This is a genomic window from Kitasatospora griseola (assembly GCF_044999035.1).
GTDB classification, from domain to species: Bacteria; Actinomycetota; Actinomycetes; order Streptomycetales; family Streptomycetaceae; genus Kitasatospora; species Kitasatospora griseola.
On the sequence record NZ_CP173360.1, the window covers coordinates 6,666,168 to 6,684,185 of the forward strand.

Consider the following 18,018-nt stretch of genomic DNA (forward strand, 5'->3'; position numbering starts at 1 on the left):
GGGCCGACCGGGCTTGTGGAGGGACGGTGAGTCAGTGGGAGGCGGCGGCCAGGACGTCGCGGCCGTGCGCGGAGTCCAGCAGCGCCTCCGAGTGGTGGACGTCCGCCCGGGCGGCGAGCAGCAGCTCGTCCACCGAGGCGAACCTGACGGTGTCCCGGATCCGGGCGACGAACCAGAGCGAGACGCGTTCGCCGTACAGGTCGTCGGAGGTGTCGTGGCAGTACACCTCGGTGTGGATCCGCGGACCGTCCTCGAAGGTGGGGTTGGTGCCGATGCTGATCGTCGCGCGGTGCACGGCGCCGGTGGCCGGGCGGGTCAACCAGCCGCTGTAGACGGCCGGTTGCGGAACGTCCGAACCGGGGTCGGGGGAGATGTTGGCGGTGGGGAAGCCCAGCCCCCGGCCCCGTCCGGCACCGTGGACGACGGTGCCGGACAGGCAGGTCGGCGAGGTGTCAGGCATGGGGGGACAGCTCGCGGAACTGGCTGGTGTGGAACACCAGCGGCTCCACGCCGGGGAACAGCTCGGTGGTGAGCAGCTCCATCAGGACGATCTCGTGGTCGCCGCCGTCGTACACCGCGCCGACCCGGGCGGTCAGCCACAGCGCGGCGCCCTCGATCAGCACCGCGCCGTCCGCCGTCGCCTGCCAGTCGGTGCCCTCGAAGCGGTCGCCCGCCCGTGAGGCCAGCCGCCGACAGAGTGAGCCCTGGCCGTGGCTGAGCACGCTCAGCCCCAGCACCGGCCGGTCGGCGAGGCGCGGCCAGGTGGTCGAGGTGCGGGCCACGCTGACCGCGATCATCGGCGGCTCCAGCGAGATCGACACGAACGAGCTCGCGGCGAACCCGTCCGGTGCGCCCTCGCGCAGCGCGCCGATCGCGACCACGCCGGTGGGGTACGCCCCGAAGGCCCGGCGCAGCGCGTCCGCGCTCAAGTCCTCGGCGGTCGTGGGGTGGTGGGCGGGAATGGCCATGGCCGTCGCCGTCCTCTCGTCGCGAATGGCGTGGGTGGGGTGGGATCAGTGGCGGTACCGGGCGGCCGGGTGGCTGGCCGGCAGCGCCCGGTCGTCGGCGCCGGTCAGGCGCTCGCGCAGCGACTCGCCGTCCTCGTACTCGCCGCGGAACACGCCGCGCTCGCGCAGGATCGGCAGCACCGACTCGACGAACTCGACGGTGGAGTGCGGCTGCACGGGCGGCGAGAGCAGGAAGCCGTCCAGGTCCGCGCCCTCGGCGAGCGCGCAGATCTCGTCGGCGATCTCCTCGGCGGTGCCGACCACCGGGCGGGCGCCGACGCCGTGGGTGTGCCAGTCGGCGAGCACGTCGCCGACGGTCTTGTCCGCGAACCGGGCGACCTGGGTCTGCGACATCTCGGTGGACAGCGCGCTCATCGGGGTGTCCGGCGCGTACGAGGACAGGTCCAGGCCGGTGAACATCGCGTACGAGGCCACGGTGACCTCCGGGCGCTGCGCGTCCAGGATCCGCTGCCAGCGGCGCTCGGCGTCCTGGGTGGTCGCGCCGACCACGCAGGAGAACGCCGACATGATCTTGACCTGGTCGGCGGCGCGGCCGGCCTTCACCGCCTCCTCGCGGATCGCCTTGGTGTGGCCCGCGAGCTGCGCGACGCTGCCGCTGCCGACGAACATGCACTCGCCGTGCCGGCCGCCGACCCGGCGGCCCGCCGGGGAGGCGCCGGCCTGGAACAGCACCGGGGTGCCCTGCGGGGAACGGGCCGTGTTGCCGTAGCCGTGCGAGCGGAAGTACGGGCCCTCGTGCTCGACCAGGTGCACCTTCGCCGGGTCGGCGAACCGGCCGGCCTTGTCCTTCTCCAGGGCGTCCGGCTCCCAGGAGCCCTCCCAGTACTTGTAGACCAGGTCGAGGAAGTCCTCGGCCATCGCGTACCGGTCGTCGTGCGCCACCATGTCCATCCCGAACGCCTTCACGGCGGTGTCGGCGGTGCCGGTGGTGACGATGTTCCAGCCCAGTCGGCCGCCGGACAGCTGGTCCAGGGTGGCCAGGCGGCGGGCGAACGCGTACGGCGGCTCCACCAGCACCGAACCGGTCACCACCAGGCCCAGGTCGGTGGTCGAGGCGAGCAGCGCCGAGGCGATCACGAACGGGTCCAGACGCGGCAGGTCGAGGGTCTCCTCGGTGGCGATCGGCGGGCGCACCCCGTTGATCTCCGACCAGCCCCAGGCGTCCGCCAGGAACAGGAAGTCCAGCTTGGCGTCCTCGCAGAGCTGCGCGACCTCGCGCCAGTAGCCGAGGGTGTCGAACAGATGGCGGCGGCTTTCGGGGTGGCGCCAGGTGGCGGTGCCGCTCGCGTTGGTCTGGGCGTTCTCGAACAGTCCGAGTTTGAGGCTGCGCATGGGTGTTCTCCGTTGAACTGGGGGTGCGGGGGAGTCGACTGGTCGTCAGGAACCGCTGACGAAAGGCGAGTTGAGTCCCGTTCCGCCAAGAACTTGAAACGGTGCGGGAATTGGTGCTGCGGGTGGTCAGGAGCCGTTGACGGCAGGGGATCCGAGCTGCGCCGCGGTCGGCATGGAGGACTGGGCGCCGAGCCCGGTGACGGCCAACGAGGCCGCCCGGACGGCGCGTTCGGCGGCGGAGAGCAGGTCGCCGCCGCGGGCGAGGGAGTCGGCGAGCGCACCGCAGAAGGTGTCGCCGGCGCCGACGGTGTCGACGGCGTCCACCACCGGTGCGGGCAGGTGGACGGCCGGGCGGCCCGGCTGCTTGACCAGCGCTCCGTCCGCGCCGAGCGTCACCACGACGGCCCCGCACGGCAGTTCGGCCCTCTCCAGCAGGTCGCGCGCGCCGTCCGGGCCGGTCGGGCGTGCGACGTCGAGCAGGGTGGCGAGTTCGCCGAGATTGGGGACCAGGACGTCGACCGCCGCCAGCACGTCGGACCCGACCGGCCGGGCCGGCGCCGGGTTGAGGACGACCGTGCCGCCCTGCTCCCGGGCCCGCAGCACCGCGGCGGCGACCACCTCGGGGGCGATCTCGTGCTGCACCAGCAACACCTCGCCCGCGCCCGACAACTGCTCGGGCAGGTCGGCGACGGTGAGCGCCGCGTTCGCGCCCGGGTTGACCACGATGGTGTTCTCGCCCGCCCGGTCGACGACCACCGAGGCGATCCCGGTGCTGGCGTCCGCGGCCGGGAGCACCGCGGTGACGTCCACGCCCTCGGTGGCCAGCGCCCGCAGGATCGTCTCCGCGTCCGCCCCGACCCGGGCCACCAGCCGGACCCGGGAACCGAGCCGGGCGGCCGCCACGGCCTGGTTGGCGCCCTTGCCGCCGACGCCTTCCACGAAGCGTTCCGCAAGCACGGTCTCGCCAGGTCGCGGCAGGTCCTGAACGGTCAGCACAAGATCGCGGTTGACCGAACCGACGACGGTGATGGACGACATCTGCGCTCCTTGGGAGCTCCTTGGGAGATCGATTTCCCACACTCTGGCCCAGCCCTCGCCGACCGTCAAGTACCCTCGTGCTGCGCATTCCGCCAGCTCGGACATCCCGGCCTGCGGCCGTCCGATCCGAGACCGCGCCGACACCGTTTCGACACCGGACCCGCCTCGGCGCCGCAACCGACACCGCTTACGACAACGCCTTCTGGCACCGTTCCCGACCGGGGAGGACCCCCACGTGACAGCGCCCCGACTCCTCGACGTCGCCGCCGCCGCCGGCGTCTCCCGCGCGACCGCCTCACGCGTCCTGGCCGGCACCCCGCGCAACGTCGACCCCGAACTCGCCCGCCGCGTCGAGGACGCCGCCCGCGAACTCGGCTACCGCACCAACCACTCCGCGAGGGCGCTGCGCACCGGCACCACCGGCACCGTCGGCGTGGTCGTCCCCTCCCTCGCCAACCCCTACTTCGTCCAACTCGCCGACGCCATCGCCCAGCAGGTCCGCGCCGCCGGCGGACAGCTGGTCGTCTCCGACGCCGCGAACTCGGTGGAGATCGAGGCCGAACAGATCGAGACCCTGCTCGGCGGACGGGTCGACGGGCTGGTCGTGGTCCCCGTCTCCGCCGCCGCCTCCGGCCCCGCCGTCCGGGCCGCCGCCAAACGGGCGCCCCTGGTCCTGTTCGACCGCTGGGCGCGCGGCTCCGGGACGGTCGCCGTCACCCTCGACAACGCCGCCGCGATGCGCCTGCTCCTCGACCACCTCGACACCCTCGGCCGCCACCGGATCGCCCTGGTCGCCGCCGACCAGGCGTCCTCCTCCGGCGCGGAACGCCTCGCCGCCTTCACCGAGGCCCGCGGCACCGGCGCCGCCACCGTCCTGCTCCCCAGCTTCACCACCGACGCCGGTCGCACCGCCGCACGGCGGATCGCCGCGCAGCGCGACGAGATCGACGCCGTCGTCTGCGGGGCGGACGTCCTCGCCGTCGGCCTGGTCTCCACCCTGCAGCGCTCGGCCGTGTCGGTGCCCGGGGAGATCGCCGTCACCGGCTTCGACGACACCGAGATACTCGAACTCCTCGACCCGCCGATCACCTCCATCCGCCACCCGCTCACCGCGATGGCCGAACGCACCCTGACGCTGCTTCAGGCCCCCGCCAGGGAACGGGCGGAGAGCGTGGAGCGCTTCGCCCCGCAACTGGTCGTGCGGGCCTCGACGGACGCGAACGCCTGACGGCGCGCCGGGCGGGCGCCCGCCCGGTCGAACGGTGGTCACCTCCCCGGCGGGGCCGAACACCGGTGGACCTCGATGCGGCCGCCACCGTCGTGCTCGCCCGCCTGCGCGCCGGCCGCCGTCCTCGGCGTGTCCCGGCCCGGGCGGACGTCCCGGATCAGGTCAGCGGACCGGGGTGGCTGAAGTGGCCGGCCCTGCGGTGGATGCGGTGGGCCTGCTGCCGGAGGCGGGGTGCGCGCGGCACCTCCGCGGTGGCGGGGCGGGAGAAGAACCACCGCTTGACCCCCTCGATCAGCACGAGGTAGACGACGACCATCGTCACCAGGGCGAGGAAGAAGGCGGGCGGGAGAGCCGTGAATCCCAATGTCGCGGCCACGGGCGAGAACGGGAGCGCGACGCCCAGGGCCACCACGCCGAGCGACGCGGCCAGCAGCGGGATGCTCGGGCGGCTGCGCAGGAACGGGATCCGGTGGGTGCGGATGGCGAAGATCACCAGGGCCTGGGTGGCGAGGGACTCCACGAACCAGCCGGAGCGGAACAGTTCGGGCCCGGCGTGGAAGACGCCGAGCATCACCCAGAAGGTGAGGAAGTCGAAGAGCGAGCTGACCGGGCCGAAGCACAGCATGAAGCGGCGGATGAAGGCGATGTCCCAGTGCGAGGGTGCGTGCAGCTGCTCGTCGTCGACCCGGTCGGTGGGGATGGTGAGCTGGCCGGTGTCGTAGAGGAGGTTGTTGAGCAGGATCTGCGAGGGCAGCATCGGCAGGAACGGCAGCACCAGGGAGGCGCCGGCAGCGCTGAACATGTTGCCGAAGTTGCTGGAGGTGCCCATCAGCACGTACTTGATCGTGTTGGCGAAGATCCGTCGGCCCTCGGCGACGCCCTCGGCGAGCACGCCGAGGTCCTTCTCCAGCAGGACGGCGTCGGCGGCGTCCTTGGCCACGTCGGTGGCGCTGTCCACGGAGACGCCGATGTCTGCGGCGTGCAGGGCCAGCGCGTCGTTGACGCCGTCGCCGAGGAAGCCCACGGCCCGGCCGCTGCCGCGCAGGGCGCGCACGACGCGGGCCTTGTCGTCCGGGGAGACCCGGGCGAAGACGGTGGCCCCGGCGGCGGCGTCGGCCAGTTGCCCGTCGCTCATCGCGGAGACCTCCCGGCCGGTGAGGGTGGTCCCGGCGGGCAGCCCGAGGTCGGCGCACACCTTCTCGGCCACCACCGGATTGTCGCCGGTGCAGATCTTGACGGTGATACCGAGGTCGGCGAGCCGGCGCAGGGACTCGGCGGCGCCCTGCTTGGGCGGGTCGCGGAAGACCAGGAACCCGGCCAGCTCCAGCCCGCTCTCGTCCGGCACCGCGATCGCGTCGAGGCCGCCGGCGTCCTTGGCCGCCACCGCGACGACCCGGTGGCCGGCGGCGAAGAGGCCGGCCAGTACGGGGGCGGCGTCGGCGGGGACGGCGGCACAGCGGGCCAGCACGGCCTCCGGCGCGCCCTTGGTGACGAGCACCCGGGTACCGTCGGGCCGCTGGAGGAGGGCGGAGGAGAGCTGACGCTCGTGGTCGAACGGAAGGCCGGCCAGCCGCAGGTGTCCGGCCGTCAACCCGGCGGCACCGGGGGCCTGCCAGAGAGCGGTGTCCAGGGGGTTGTCGCCCAGGTGGTCGCCGTCCAGGTCCCCTTCGGTGGCGAGCAGCCCGAGCAGCAGCACGTCCTCCCCGGCGGCGCCGGCGGGGTCGAGGGCGCTCTCGAAGGTGATCCGGCCCTCGGTGAGGGTGCCGGTCTTGTCGGTCACCAGGATGTCCATGTCGCCGAGGTCCTCGATGCACACCAGGCGCTTGACCAGGACCTTGCGGCGGGCGAGGCGGCGGGAGCCCGCTGCCAGGCTGGTGCTGACCACGGCGGGCAGCAGCTGCGGGGTGATCCCGACGGCGATGGCCAGCGAGAACAACAGCGCGTCCAGCAGCGGCCGGTGCAGCACCGTGTTGATCACGAAGATGCCGGTGGTGAGGACGGCGGCGACCTGGAGCAGCAGCACCGAGAATCGGCGCAGGCCGACCTGGAACGCGGTCTCCGGCTGCCGGTCCCCGAGACCGAGCGCGATCCGGCCGAACTCGGCGCGCCCGCCGGTGGCGACGACCACCCCGGTGCCGCTGCCCGCGTGCACCACCGTGCCCATCAGCGCGCAGCACGACAGTTCCGCCAGCTCCGGTTCGCCGTCCACCGCTGCCAGGTCCTTGTCCACCGGGGCGGATTCGCCGGTGAGGATGCTCTCGTCGCACTGGAGGCCGGTGCACTCCAGCACCCGCACGTCGGCGGGCACGATCCGGCCGAGGGCCAGCCGCACCACGTCGCCGGGGACCAGGCCGGTGACGTCCACCTCCTGCTCGTGGCCGTCGCGCAGCACCACGGCGGTGCGCCGCACCTGCGAGTGCAGGGCCTGCGCGGCCCGCTCGGCCCGGTACTCGTTGGCGAAACCGAGGGCGACGCTCAGCAGCAGGATCACGCCGATGATCACCGCGTCGGTGCGCTCGCCGAAGAAGAACGACACCACCGCGGCGGCCAGCAGCAGGAGCAGCAGGGCGCTGCGCAGCTGGCGGCCGAGCACCGCCAGGGCCCGCACCCGGTGGGTGCGGACCGCGTTGGGGCCGACGGCGGCGAGCCGCCGCCCGGCCTCCGCGCCGGACAGCCCGGCGCGGGTGCTGTCCAGGCGGGCGAGCACCTGGGCGGCGTCCTGCGTGGCGGCCTGGCGGGCGGGCATCCCGGCGGCGGCGTCCTGCTGCTCGGCAGCCGGACGCACCGGGTCCGGCCGGGTGAGGGTCCGGTGCATCGGCTGGAACTCCTGTCGGTCAGGGGTGCGGGTCACCGACCGGCGGCCGGCACGTCGGCGTGCTCGGCGCGGGCGGTGTCCTGGTGCGCGGTGTCGTGGGCGGTGTCGTGGTGCGCGGTGTCGTGGGCGGTGTCCCGGTGCGCGGTGTCCCGGACGACGACGACCGGGCAGGTGGCGTGGTGGACGCAGTGCTGGCCGACCGAGCCGAGCAGCGCCCCGGTGAAGCCCCCGTGGCCGCGGCTGCCGATGATCAGGAGTTCGGCGCCCTCGGCGGCGTCCAGCAGGACGCGGGCCGCGTTGCCGCGTTCCACCCGGCGGCCGATCTCGACCGGGTGGGCCGGGTCGCCCTCCTCCTCGACGACCTGGGCGAGTGTCTGCTCGGCCGCCGTGCTGAAGTCCGCGTCGCTCAGCGGCATCTCCCAGCCGTGGACGGCCGGATACTCCCAGGTGATCACCGCTTCCACGGTGGCACCCGTCAGAGCCGCCTGGCGTACGGCCCAGCGCAGCGCGGACCGGGACGACTCCGAGCCGTCCACCCCCACCACGATGCGCCGCTCCGCCGTGCTGCCGGTCCCGTTCATGCCGTTGTCCTTCCGATCGATGGGTTGTCGGGTCGCGCGGTGCGGTTCAGGCGCGCAGGTCGCCGGGCTGCACCGGCCGGTCGCCGCGGGCGGCGTGGATGTCGGTGCGGCACAGGTCCCGCACACCGCCCGGGCCCGCCGTCCACCGGGGTCGAGCGGGGCATTCGCGGCGGGCTGAAGGTCCCCGGCCGCTCCGGGCCGCTGGTCACCGGCGCTGCGCCGCGTCGTGCGGGACGACCGCCACCGGGCCGTGGGCGTGGTGGACGACCGCGTGCGCCAGGTGTCCCAGGTGCGGCGCGGCCAGCGGATGCGCGGGGGCGCGCCGGCCAAGGACCACCAGGGCCGCGCCGCGCGACGCCTCCAGCAGTGCCCGGGACGCGCCCCAGCCGGTCACCTCCGCCACCGTGCGCACCTCGGGGAACTTCTCCTGCCAGGGGGCCAGCGCGTCCTGCAAGCGGACCGTCTTCGCCTCCACCGGCGACCGCCGGACCTCCGCCGGCCCGATCGGGGCGTCGGTCCGCAGCGGCCCGTGCGGTTCGGCCCCGCCCTCCAGGGCCCGCAGTACGGCCCCGCGCCGGGCGGCCTCCTCGAAAGCGAACCCGAGGACGGCGCCGGACGGCCGCTCGCCGCTCGCTCCGACCACGACCTCGCCGGAGCCGTCCGGGTCCGCGGCGCCTTCCGGCACCAGGACGACCGGGCACCGCGCCTCCGCGGCCGTGCGCAGCGCGACGGAACCGAGGAGCCGCCCGGCGAGCCGGCCCGATCCCCGGGAACCGAGCACCAGCAGCCACTGCTTCTCACCGGCGGCGGCCAGCACGGACCACGGCTCACCGGGGATCGCCTCGCACGAGACGTCCAGCCCCGGCAGGGCGTGCGCGAGCTCGGCCCGGAGCGTCGTCGCGAACTCCGGCAGCCGGTGCCCGGCCGGTTCACGGTGCCCGAAGGCGCTGCCCGACGGTGACACCACGGTCACCAGCCGGAGGGCGACGCCGCGCCGGAGCGCGTCGGCCGCCGCCCAGCGGGCCGCTGCGGCGCTCTCGGCCGAGCCGTCGACGCCGGCCACGACGGAATCGCACATGGGTGGACCTCCAGGGGGTGCGGATGGTCCGGGCGGCGGTTCGCCCGGCCTCGTGCTCCCGACAGCGTCGCCGCGGCCCCGGCCGTCCGGACAGAGGTCGGAAGTCTCCGGCTGGTTCCGAAGGTCCCGCAGGCCGTCGCCCATCCGGGACGGCCTCGCCGGACGGCCCGCACCGGTTGTCCCGACCGGCCGGGACCATGGGCCCGGACCACGGGCCGGGCAGGCCCTCGACCCGGAGAGCGCGCCCCGGCCAGGATGGCTGCAGGCCCCCGGCGACCGCGCCCGGGGCCGCCCCGAGCAACGGAGAGCAGGGACACCGCCATGGGCACGTTCGTTCTGGCCGGCACCGACGGTTCGGCCGAGAGCACCGCCGCAGCGCACTGGGCGGCCGACGAGGCGCTGCGCCGCGGCCTCGCCCTGCGCCTCGTCCACGCCTGGACCTGGGAGGACGACCTGCACGCCGATCCCAGCCAGCCGGCGTCCGTGCGCACCCTGGCGGAGCGCATGCTGGCCGACACCGCGCAGCAGGTGCGCGAGGCCCATCCGGGGCTGGAGCTGCACACCGGCCTGCTGACCGGCGGCGAGCCCGCCGCCGACCTGGCCGCCGCCGCGGCCGACGCGGAGCTGCTCGCCGTCGGTTCGCTGGGCCTGGGCCGCTTCGAGGGCCTGCTGGTGGGGTCGATCGGCCTCGACGTCGCGGCGCGCTGCGAGGTGCCGGTTGTGCTGGTGCGGGCCGCGCAGCCGCAGCCGGGCGAGGCCCCCGGCGAGGTGGTCGTCGGGATCGACACCCGCGCCCCGGCGGACGCCGTCGTCGATTTCGCCTTCCGCGCGGCCGAGGCCCGCGGCGCGGTACTGCGCGTGGTTCACGGCTGGACTCCGCCCCCGGTCTGGGGCTACGCGGGCTGGGTGGCGCCGGAGACCGAGGCCGAGCAGTTCCGCGTCCTCGAGGCGGAGCTGCTCACCCAGGGGCTCGGCGGGTGGCGGGCCAAGTACCCGCAGGTCACGGTGGTCGAGGACAGCCGGATCGGCAGCGGTGCCGGGGCGGTGGTGGACGCTTCCGCCGGCGCCGCCCTGGTGGTGGTCGGCCGCCGCCGCCACCGCCTGGGCCGGGTCGCCCACGCGGTCAGCCACCACGCCAAGTCGCCGGTCGCCATCGTCCCGCACGACTGACCCGACGCACCTGGCCGCCGGTCACCACCGTGCCTTGGATCCGGAGCCGGGTCGGCCTGACGGCACGTCAAACGGACCGGTGGCCGGGCGAACAGCGCGAGCACCGGTGACCCGGCCGGGGGCGGTCCGGCAGGTTGGCGGGACGCCCGGCAGTTCGGCATGACGTCCGAGGACTTCGCCGAGCTGCTCGGTGACCCGATCCCCGCCCGCAGGGCGCTGTCGGCCGTCACTGCCGCGCCCGCCCGCATCCGCGCCGGCACCCGGAACCGGCCGGGCCCCGAACCGGTGACTTGAGTACCCGTACTCAAGCGAGTGCTGTCAGTGCCGGATGAGACTGTTCGGGCACGTCGGGACTTCGGGGCCCGGTGGTGACGGAGGGGAGAAACAGATGAGGCGCGCGACTTTCGCCTGGGTGGCCGCGGCGGCGGCCGTCGTGGTGGCGGCGGGGCCGGCCGTCGTGGTGGCGGCGGGGTCGGCGATGGCCGGGCAGAGCGGGGAACCCGAGCACGGAACGCCCGGGACGGGGGAGATCCTGCCGCACCCCGGACCGGACGGGTTCATCTGGATCCCGGACTGGATCGGCAACGGCGGCGCGGTCGGCGCCGGCCTCAACATGTCCGGCCCGCCCGTCACCGTCACGGTCGGCTGCCAGGGCGGCAGCAGCGGCCCGGGCGAGGTGCACGTCAGCTTCGGCGGCGGCACCACCCCGGTCGAGTTCACCGTGGCCTGCCCGGCCGACACCATCGGCCGCGGCTCGGCCGTGGTGCCGGTCGACCGGATCTCCTCGCTCAGCGTCGGCGTGGAGACCTCAGCCCCCGACGTGCACTGGGGCCTGACGATCACTCAGCCCGACGCCTGACCGTTTCGTTCGCCGGGCCGTGCCGATCTTCGGTGCGGCCCGGCGAACTGCGTTACGGCAGGGGCCGGCCGGCCGCCTCGGCAGCGTCGGGGTCCTCGGACTCCCAGATCCCGGAGCCGTCGGTGTACACCAGGTGATCCTCCAACTGGCCCGCCGGCGGCACCTCTTCCGTCCCTGCCAGGAACACCGTGACGTCATCCACCGCTTCGGGGGCGGGAGTTGCGGGACGCTCCGCCAGCAGGGCGAGTTCGCCGTCCGCGTGGGCGACCAGCAGGTCGCCGGTCGCGGTGGCGGTCAGCGCGGAGATCGGGGTACCGGCCGGGGACGGGTGCTCGACGGTCTCCCGCGTCTCGACGTCGAGTTCGAGCAGTGAGCCGGTCGGCGTGCCGATCCACAGCACACCGGGCCGGACGCCCCAGGCGAGGTTCTCGTCCGGCCACCGCTGCGCGTCGTCCTCGGCGAGCGTCCTCGTCAGGACCCTCCGCAGCGAAGGGAACGCGAAGACGTCCAGCGAGTCGACGTAGGCGTTGCCGCGGATCGCGAGGTGCCGGCCGTCGGCGCTGAACAGCGGAGTGCCGTAGCCGTCGGCGGCCAGGACCAGCGCGTGCCGCAACTGCCGCATCGCCGCCGGGGGTTCGGCCCCGGGCCGGGCGAACAGGCAGAAGGTGGCGGACTGGTCGCTGACCAGGGTGGCGACCAGCTCGCCGGACGGGTGGACGGCGACACCGGTGTCCCAGTAGGGGGCCGGGACGGCGCTGCCGGTGGCGAGGTCGAGCGCGTCCGAGGAATCGCCGGACGGCTTCGCCCACAGGGTGCGGCCGTCCGGGCTGAACGCCAGGTGGAGGTAGGCGGCCGAGACCTGCTCGGGCACCGACGGGCCGTCGGGCGTCCACCGGGTCAGGGTGCTGCCGTCGGCGACGACCAGCAGCGGGCGCTCCGGGTGCCACGCCACCGGCGGAGCAGTCTCGGACCGCCACCACTCGGCGGGGTCCGGCTCCCGGGCCGGCCCCAGGTCGACGGGCGCGAACTCGTGCAGCCGCCCGCCGCCGCAGTCCCAGACCCGGACCAGCCGGCTCTTCGCCGCGGTACCCGCCACCAGCGGGAGCCGGGGGTGGCGGACGAGCTGTTCGACGGGGTGCTTCGAGTCGGCCGACAGGCGGGCCAGCACGGCGAGTTCGGTCATGGCGGCACGGTAGCGGCGGGGTGTGACGACGTCAGGTGAGGGCGCAGGACGGACGCGCCGTCCTGACGGACCGGCGTCAGTGCGGAGCGAGCACGCAGAACTCGTTGCCCTCGGGGTCGGCGAGCACCGTCCACGGCACGTCGCCCTGACCGACGTCGAGGTCGGTCGCGCCGAGGGCCCGGAGGCGGGCGACCTCCGTGGACGTGTCGTCGCCGGGGTGGGGCAGCAGGTCGAGGTGGAGGCGGTCGGGGGCGGTGCGGGCGTCGGTGGAGCGGAGGAACTCCAGGTAGGGGCCGGTGCCGGCGGGGGAGCGCAGGGTCGCCTGGTCGTCGGCGACCTCGTGGACCGTCCAGCCGATCGCCCCGCCCCAGAAGCGGGCCATCCCCCGGGGGTCGGCGCAGTCCACCACGATCGCGGCGACCGGGCCGGTGTCCCGATAGATCTCACGGGGCTCCAGCACGCAGAACTCGTTGCCCTCGGGGTCGGCGAGCACCGTCCACGGCACCTCGCCCTGCCCGAGGTCGACGGGCGTCGCGCCGAGCGCCAGCAGGTGGGCGACCAGGTCCGCCTGATGGGCGGGGGAGGTGCTGGCGAGGTCGAGGTGCATGCGGTTCTTGGCCGGGCCCTTGCCCTCCGGGACGGGCACCAGGTCGAGGCCGATGGCGACCGGGTCCGGCCAGACCAGCTCGCCGGGCGGGGCGACGTACGTGGTCACGCCCGGATGGTGGGCGGTCCAGCCGAGCGCCTGCGCCCAGAACCGGCCGACCGCCACCGGGTCGAGAGCCTTGATGATCACATGAGCGGGTCGCAGCGCCATGTCGGCGATCCTATGCACTGCGACCCGCCACCCGGCCCGACCGGGCATCGGGCCGCGCCCGTACGGCCTGCGGCCGCCACCGCTCTGCCGTCACCTTGGCGGCCGCGGCCACCCGCCCCGACACCGAACCGATCGGCGTCGCGCGTCCGGGCCATCGACGGGCACACGAATCGACCGGCGCGGCGTCAGATCGCCCGAACGCCCCGGGCCCGGTTGAGGGCGGCCCGGAGCCGCAGCCAGGTCGGATCGCCGGAGAAGGTTCCGGTCACCATGGCGAGGTCGGCGCCGGTCCAGGTGCGAGCGCCGTCGGTGGTGGCGAGGTGCCCCTCCAGGTCGTCCTCCTGCGGCACCTCCTCCGTTCCCGCGAGGAACCAGCGGTTCTACGGCAGGGCCGAGAATGCCCCGCCCGGGTCGGTCCCGGACGGGGCGAAGGGGTTCTGCTTCGCGGTGCGGTGGTGCGGGACGGCCCAGCGGTCACGCGACCGGAACCGGGTGAGCCCGTCGGTCCGCGGTCGGCAGTCGTTCGGCGTACGGGGGAGTGGCGGACCGCGTAGCAGGCTCCGACGAGGATCTGCCAACGGGGCCGGGCCGGCGGGGGTCAGACTCGGACGAGTTCGGCAGCGCGCTGCCCCAGGTCCGCGGCGCCCGGGATGCCGCGTCGGGCCCAACTGGTCATTGTGGTACGGACTTTGTGAAGGTCTTTCTTGTGTCGGTCCGAGACGACTCCGTCCATGAAATCCAGGGACTGACCCCAAATCCCCACAGCCTCGTCGTGGCGGCGCTGGGCAGCGACGGACCGCGCCAGGTTCCCGAGCGTCAGGGCGTGAATGCGCCGGAACGCCTCGGGGTCACGACCGGCGAGAGCGGTGCGGTGGTGGCGTTCGGCCGCCTGATGGTCTTTCAGCTCGGCCAGGGTTTTGGCGGTGTGAGAAGCGACGGTTGCCGCTACCGGCCCGGTGGCGGCCGTGAAAGACGCCGGCGGAGCCGTGGTGTCCAGCATGGCGTCCTCGGCCGCCAGTAGCGCCGCTGCGGCCTTCTGTCCGCTCCCCACAGCTCCGTACGCCCTGGCGCTCGTGATCAGCAACAGGGCCTCGGTCTGCGGGTCCACCTTTCCACGCGCTCGCCGTAGGGACTCCTCCGCCAGTTCGGCGCAGAACTCCGGTTGCTTGAGGTTGAGAGCCTGATGGGCGAGGGCGCGCATCATCCAGGCTCCGTGTCCGGTCGGATCGCTCTCGCAGGCGAGTTGGTAGCCGAGAAGGTAGTACCGCTGCGCGGCGCCCTCCCGGCCCAGATCGTGGTACTTCCACGCGGCGAGGTACGACAGTTCGGCCGCCACGCCATAGGCATCCCGGCGAATCGCCTCGGAGGGATACACGGCCTGGAGCATCGGCACCACCGTGTCGGTCAGGTAGGTGGTCACGGCGCTCAGCCCGTGCCCACCGCCAAGACGCTCGTCAGCGGCAGTGAACACGCCGGTGATGTGCCGGACGGTGGCCACCTCGCCGACGCCCACCCGGCCACCGGCCCTCCCCGCTCGCAGGGTGGCGGCGACCGCCTGGTGATCGTAGGTCAGCGGCAGTGCCACAGCGGCAGCGGCGAACGCACTGGCGAGGAAGTCGCGGCGGGACTGCGTCACGGCTCGCCCGAGGTCGGCGGCGGTGGCCAGCGGGTCGGTGCCCATGGCCTCCCCGATCGCCTCCGACCCCAGCCCGATCTCCGCCACGGTCACCTTGCGGCGCGTCTTCCGGGTGAGGGCCTCGGCGAGGTACAGCGGGGTGCGCCCCGTGGGGGTGCCGCCGGCCACCCAGTGGGCGATGGCCGATGGAGCCGTGGCCAAGTGCTCCCCCGCCTCGGAAGCGACTGCGCGCACTGTCGTCGCCAGTGCCTGGTACGTGCATCCGGACTCCGCGATGGCCCGGGCCAGTGCCTCGTTCGGTGCCTTGTTGTCCGTCAACTGTCGCCCCTAATTGCGATCTTGAACGGGTTGAACGGGATCGGTGTGCTCATACCGTACCTCCGGAGCGTGACTGGCTGTTCACTGATTGCACCGACAGGCCAGGGGTTCCGTCCGACTGGCACGGCAGACGGCGACACCTGCCGAAGGCCAAGCGGTGAGCCCGCCAGCGGTTTCGCAGATTCCTCCCCGAACCTCGGGGAGGTGCACCAACTCGCAGCAGTACCCATGGAGGGAGCACAACCATGTCCGACAGCACCCAGGTCAGCAACCTGACGCGGCGCCTGGACCACTCGGTGCCGGACGGCGACTTCGTGCCGGTGGGCGTCGAGTCCCTGACGCGGCGGCTGGACCACTCGGTCCCGGACGGCGACTTCGCGCCTGCGGCCACCGAGGTCTGACAGCAACTCCGAATCGATGCCGAGTAGTTGACGGCATGGCGGGTCGGCTCGGATGGCCACCCGGGTCGGCCCGCCGCGCGGCATCGCCACACACTCCCAAACAAGGAGAGTCCGCAGTGAACACCACCATCGCCACCAGCGTCCCGACTGGCTCCTTCTTCGACCTCGGCCGGAAGGGTCCGGAACTGCGCCGCCTGCGCGAGGAGGGCGCGGAGAGCGCTCTGCCGTTCGCCTTGATGGAACGCCTCGTCGGGTCCGGTACCCCCTACGCGCAGCATGCCCGTTCCCTGCGCAGCGAGAACGTGACCGTGGCCGGCGCGGCCTTCGACTGGTTCGACGCCCGGCTTCCCGGCGAGATCGCCAGCGAGATCAACCTGACGGACTATGAGATCGCCGAGCACACCGACGGCCGCCGCGCAGCACTGTCCGAGGCGCTGGACCGCCTGTCGCTGGTCCACCCCGAGGGATTCGCCCGCGTGCGCGAGTTCGTTCGTGGGCTGCTGTGGGTCGGGCTCAAGCCCGGAGTCCGCGCTTCTTCGCTGACCAGTTCCAGCGACCCGGCGCTCCCGTACATCGTCGTGTTCTCCGACAAGGCCCGACACCACATCCCGCCGAACACGGTCAGCCCGGAGCCGTCCTCCCGCTTCTTGGCGGAGAACCTGCTCCACGAGGGAACGCACCAGTCGATCAGCTTCCACGTCCTTCAGCACCAGGTCTTCGCCGACGGGTACTCGTCCAAGGAGTCCCCGAAGATCGAGATCAAGTGGCGAGCGGGTCAGGGCGTCGCGCGCAACCAGTTCTGGGAGGTGGACCGGGCCTTCCACGCGACCGGTGTCTACAACCAGCTGCTGAGGTTCCGCCGCACCGAGCTGGACCGCGACGACCTGACCGCCACCGAGCGCGCGTGCTTCCGGGCCGCCTACGACGAGGGCCTTCCCGCTGTCCGCTACCTCATGCGCGAACTCGAACTCCTGAGTGAGAACTTCACCCCGCACGGAGTGGAGCTGCTGGCCGACCTGCGCCGCCAGACCGACCGGCTGTAGTGCCACCCTGAGCAGAACCGAACGAGGAGGGTCCGGTGCTCCAGCACCTCATCACACAGGACGCCGGCCTGCGGATGGTCCCGACCGACCGGGGCAAGTTGACGACTGCGGTTGGCCAACTCCATGAAGATCTAAGGGCTTTGCCCGATGGGGCCGACCCAGCCCGTGTCCGGGTCCTGACCAGATGGATCGGCGTCGGTCAGATGTGCCTGGGACACCACGAGGAGGCCCTTTCGTTCCTGCGGCAGTCGCTCGACTTGGCCGCAGCGAGCGGCAACACCCGAGCGGTCGTCGCCACCGGGCTCAACCTCGGCGACGCCCACCGCTACGCCGGTGACATGCGGACTGCGGATGCGCTCTACCGCAGCGCCCTGGGCACCGCGCGGAGCCAACACCCGGAACTGGTGGACTTCGCGCTCCAGCACACCGGCAAGTATCTGATGGAGCGCGGTGACCTCGCCGGTGCCGAGGCCCACCTCCGGGAAGCGCTGCGACTGCGGATCGCCAAGGGGGACATCGAGCTGATCGGGTCCACACAGGCAGCACTCTCGCGGGTGGAACTGCTGATCGAGCAAACCGCAGAGCCGGGGGCGGACAACGCGGTGCCCCGCCAGTGGAGCAGGCAGTGGACTTCGTGGCTCCAGTCCAACACCACGGCCCGGACCTCGGACCGGTGGGCAGAAGACTTCCCGGCCATCCGGAGCGCCGTGCGCGGGCTGACCGCGCATCAGCGGGTACACCCGCGCCACCTGCGAGACCAGCCGTTCCCGGTCGAGTTGATCAACGCTATGGCGCAGGAGGCCGAGGAGGCCCTGACCGCCAACGGATACCTCCACAACGGCAAGTGGAACGCGGCCGTGGGCGACGCCGCGAACCGCTTCGCAGGGCAAGTGGATCTCGCCGCAGTCGTCGCGGAGTCCACCGGCCTGGAGGTGGAGCAGCCGCACAACGGCGTCTATATCGCCTATCTGGAGGAGGGGCAGTTCCTCGACTTCCACGTGGACGAGTTCGGGTTCGGTGAGGCCAATCTGATCCTGTGCCTCAAGCACGAGCGTCCCGCCGCAGCTCCCACTGTGAGCACTACCGTCTTCATCGGCGCTGACGGCTACCGTGCGTGCGACCTCGCAGCGGGCGAGTGCGTTGTCTTCGATGGGGCGATCACCCCGCACGGAAGGACTCCCCTCGGCGCCGGAGAGCGCGTGGTCCTCGTCAGCTTCGGGTTCCGTGCGCGTGATGCGGCCAAGCGTTCGGTTGCTCACCTCCCGGCGGCCCCGCGCTGAGTGGACGAAGACGCGACCACGCAGCCGCCCCTCCGCGCAGTCGAGGACGCGGACGGTGCGGCCGCCGGTCGCGGTGGCGACCGCCAGTGGCAGGCGCGGGTGGCAGGTCGGTCGCTCTGCGGGGAAGTCGTCGTGGCCCGGGGTTCGGGCCAGTACTGCGAGTTCGGTCATGGCCGCAGGTCAGGGCCCGGAAATGACGGTGGGCAGCCAG

18 protein-coding genes are annotated in these 18,018 nt (G+C 73.4%); 7 read left to right on the top strand and 11 right to left on the bottom strand.

The window, feature by feature from the left end; genetic code table 11:
• Positions 1 to 31: 31 nt before the first annotated feature.
• From ACI1MP_RS30185 to ACI1MP_RS30200, 4 genes are all read right to left on the bottom strand, one after another.
• Positions 32 to 460, bottom strand: a complete 429-nt coding sequence (locus ACI1MP_RS30185) for a riboflavin kinase (protein WP_404869934.1) — start codon at positions 458 to 460, stop codon at positions 32 to 34.
• Positions 453 to 968 (bottom strand): flavin reductase family protein, encoded by a 516-nt coding sequence (locus tag ACI1MP_RS30190; RefSeq protein WP_380340555.1) that lies wholly within the window; start codon positions 966 to 968, stop codon positions 453 to 455. The genes ACI1MP_RS30185 and ACI1MP_RS30190 overlap by 8 nt, the downstream gene beginning before the upstream one ends.
• A gap of 45 nt (positions 969 to 1,013) precedes the next feature.
• On the bottom strand, positions 1,014 to 2,360 hold the full coding sequence (locus ACI1MP_RS30195) for an NtaA/DmoA family FMN-dependent monooxygenase (RefSeq protein WP_043908672.1): 1,347 nt from the start codon (positions 2,358 to 2,360) through the stop codon (positions 1,014 to 1,016).
• 126 nt (positions 2,361 to 2,486) lie between these two features.
• Positions 2,487 to 3,398: a ribokinase gene (locus tag ACI1MP_RS30200; protein WP_404869935.1), complete on the bottom strand. Its 912-nt coding sequence runs from the start codon at positions 3,396 to 3,398 to the stop codon at positions 2,487 to 2,489.
• Between the two features lie 235 nt (positions 3,399 to 3,633).
• Here ACI1MP_RS30200 and ACI1MP_RS30205 point away from each other — a divergent pair, with 235 nt between their 5' ends.
• Entirely contained in the window at positions 3,634 to 4,626 is a 993-nt protein-coding gene (locus ACI1MP_RS30205) for a LacI family DNA-binding transcriptional regulator (RefSeq protein WP_404869936.1), read from the top strand.
• Between the two features lie 157 nt (positions 4,627 to 4,783).
• Here ACI1MP_RS30205 and mgtA read toward each other — a convergent pair whose 3' ends face one another.
• The 3 genes from mgtA to ACI1MP_RS30220 form a co-directional block, all read right to left on the bottom strand.
• Complete coding sequence (mgtA, locus tag ACI1MP_RS30210; protein WP_404869937.1) at positions 4,784 to 7,441, bottom strand: magnesium-translocating P-type ATPase; 2,658 nt, start codon at positions 7,439 to 7,441, stop codon at positions 4,784 to 4,786.
• Between the two features lie 32 nt (positions 7,442 to 7,473).
• Positions 7,474 to 8,022: a universal stress protein gene (locus tag ACI1MP_RS30215; RefSeq protein WP_404869938.1), complete on the bottom strand. Its 549-nt coding sequence runs from the start codon at positions 8,020 to 8,022 to the stop codon at positions 7,474 to 7,476.
• Positions 8,023 to 8,227: 205 nt separating this feature from the next.
• A complete protein-coding gene (locus ACI1MP_RS30220) occupies positions 8,228 to 9,100 on the bottom strand; it encodes a universal stress protein (RefSeq protein ID WP_404869939.1) in 873 nt (290 codons plus the stop codon).
• A gap of 321 nt (positions 9,101 to 9,421) precedes the next feature.
• Between ACI1MP_RS30220 and ACI1MP_RS30225 the strand changes: the two genes are divergently transcribed.
• From ACI1MP_RS30225 to ACI1MP_RS30235, 3 genes are all read left to right on the top strand, one after another.
• Positions 9,422 to 10,270, top strand: coding sequence for a universal stress protein (locus tag ACI1MP_RS30225; protein ID WP_380340538.1), 849 nt, complete (start codon positions 9,422 to 9,424; stop codon positions 10,268 to 10,270).
• A gap of 159 nt (positions 10,271 to 10,429) precedes the next feature.
• Entirely contained in the window at positions 10,430 to 10,564 is a 135-nt protein-coding gene (locus tag ACI1MP_RS30230) for a hypothetical protein (protein ID WP_404869940.1), read from the top strand.
• Between the two features lie 94 nt (positions 10,565 to 10,658).
• The gene (locus ACI1MP_RS30235) at positions 10,659 to 11,129 is read left to right on the top strand and encodes a hypothetical protein (protein WP_404869941.1); all 471 of its coding nucleotides are present in this window, start codon (positions 10,659 to 10,661) and stop codon (positions 11,127 to 11,129) included.
• 52 nt (positions 11,130 to 11,181) lie between these two features.
• On the opposite strand, the gene ACI1MP_RS30240 is transcribed toward ACI1MP_RS30235, so the two are convergent.
• The 4 genes from ACI1MP_RS30240 to ACI1MP_RS30255 form a co-directional block, all read right to left on the bottom strand.
• Positions 11,182 to 12,312, bottom strand: a complete 1,131-nt coding sequence (locus ACI1MP_RS30240; protein WP_404869942.1) for a hypothetical protein — start codon at positions 12,310 to 12,312, stop codon at positions 11,182 to 11,184.
• 76 nt (positions 12,313 to 12,388) lie between these two features.
• Positions 12,389 to 13,129, bottom strand: coding sequence for a VOC family protein (locus ACI1MP_RS30245; protein WP_404869943.1), 741 nt, complete (start codon positions 13,127 to 13,129; stop codon positions 12,389 to 12,391).
• A gap of 185 nt (positions 13,130 to 13,314) precedes the next feature.
• A complete protein-coding gene (locus ACI1MP_RS30250) occupies positions 13,315 to 13,479 on the bottom strand; it encodes a hypothetical protein (RefSeq protein ID WP_404869944.1) in 165 nt (54 codons plus the stop codon).
• Between the two features lie 248 nt (positions 13,480 to 13,727).
• A complete protein-coding gene (locus ACI1MP_RS30255) occupies positions 13,728 to 15,083 on the bottom strand; it encodes a tetratricopeptide repeat protein (RefSeq protein WP_404869945.1) in 1,356 nt (451 codons plus the stop codon).
• Between the two features lie 245 nt (positions 15,084 to 15,328).
• On the opposite strand from ACI1MP_RS30255, the gene ACI1MP_RS30260 reads away from it, so the two are divergent.
• From ACI1MP_RS30260 to ACI1MP_RS30270, 3 genes are all read left to right on the top strand, one after another.
• The gene (locus ACI1MP_RS30260) at positions 15,329 to 15,484 is read left to right on the top strand and encodes a hypothetical protein (protein ID WP_380340518.1); all 156 of its coding nucleotides are present in this window, start codon (positions 15,329 to 15,331) and stop codon (positions 15,482 to 15,484) included.
• Positions 15,485 to 15,600: 116 nt separating this feature from the next.
• Positions 15,601 to 16,527, top strand: coding sequence for a hypothetical protein (locus ACI1MP_RS30265; RefSeq protein ID WP_404869946.1), 927 nt, complete (start codon positions 15,601 to 15,603; stop codon positions 16,525 to 16,527).
• 35 nt (positions 16,528 to 16,562) lie between these two features.
• The gene (locus tag ACI1MP_RS30270; protein ID WP_404869947.1) at positions 16,563 to 17,807 is read left to right on the top strand and encodes a hypothetical protein; all 1,245 of its coding nucleotides are present in this window, start codon (positions 16,563 to 16,565) and stop codon (positions 17,805 to 17,807) included.
• Positions 17,808 to 18,018 lie beyond the last annotated feature (211 nt).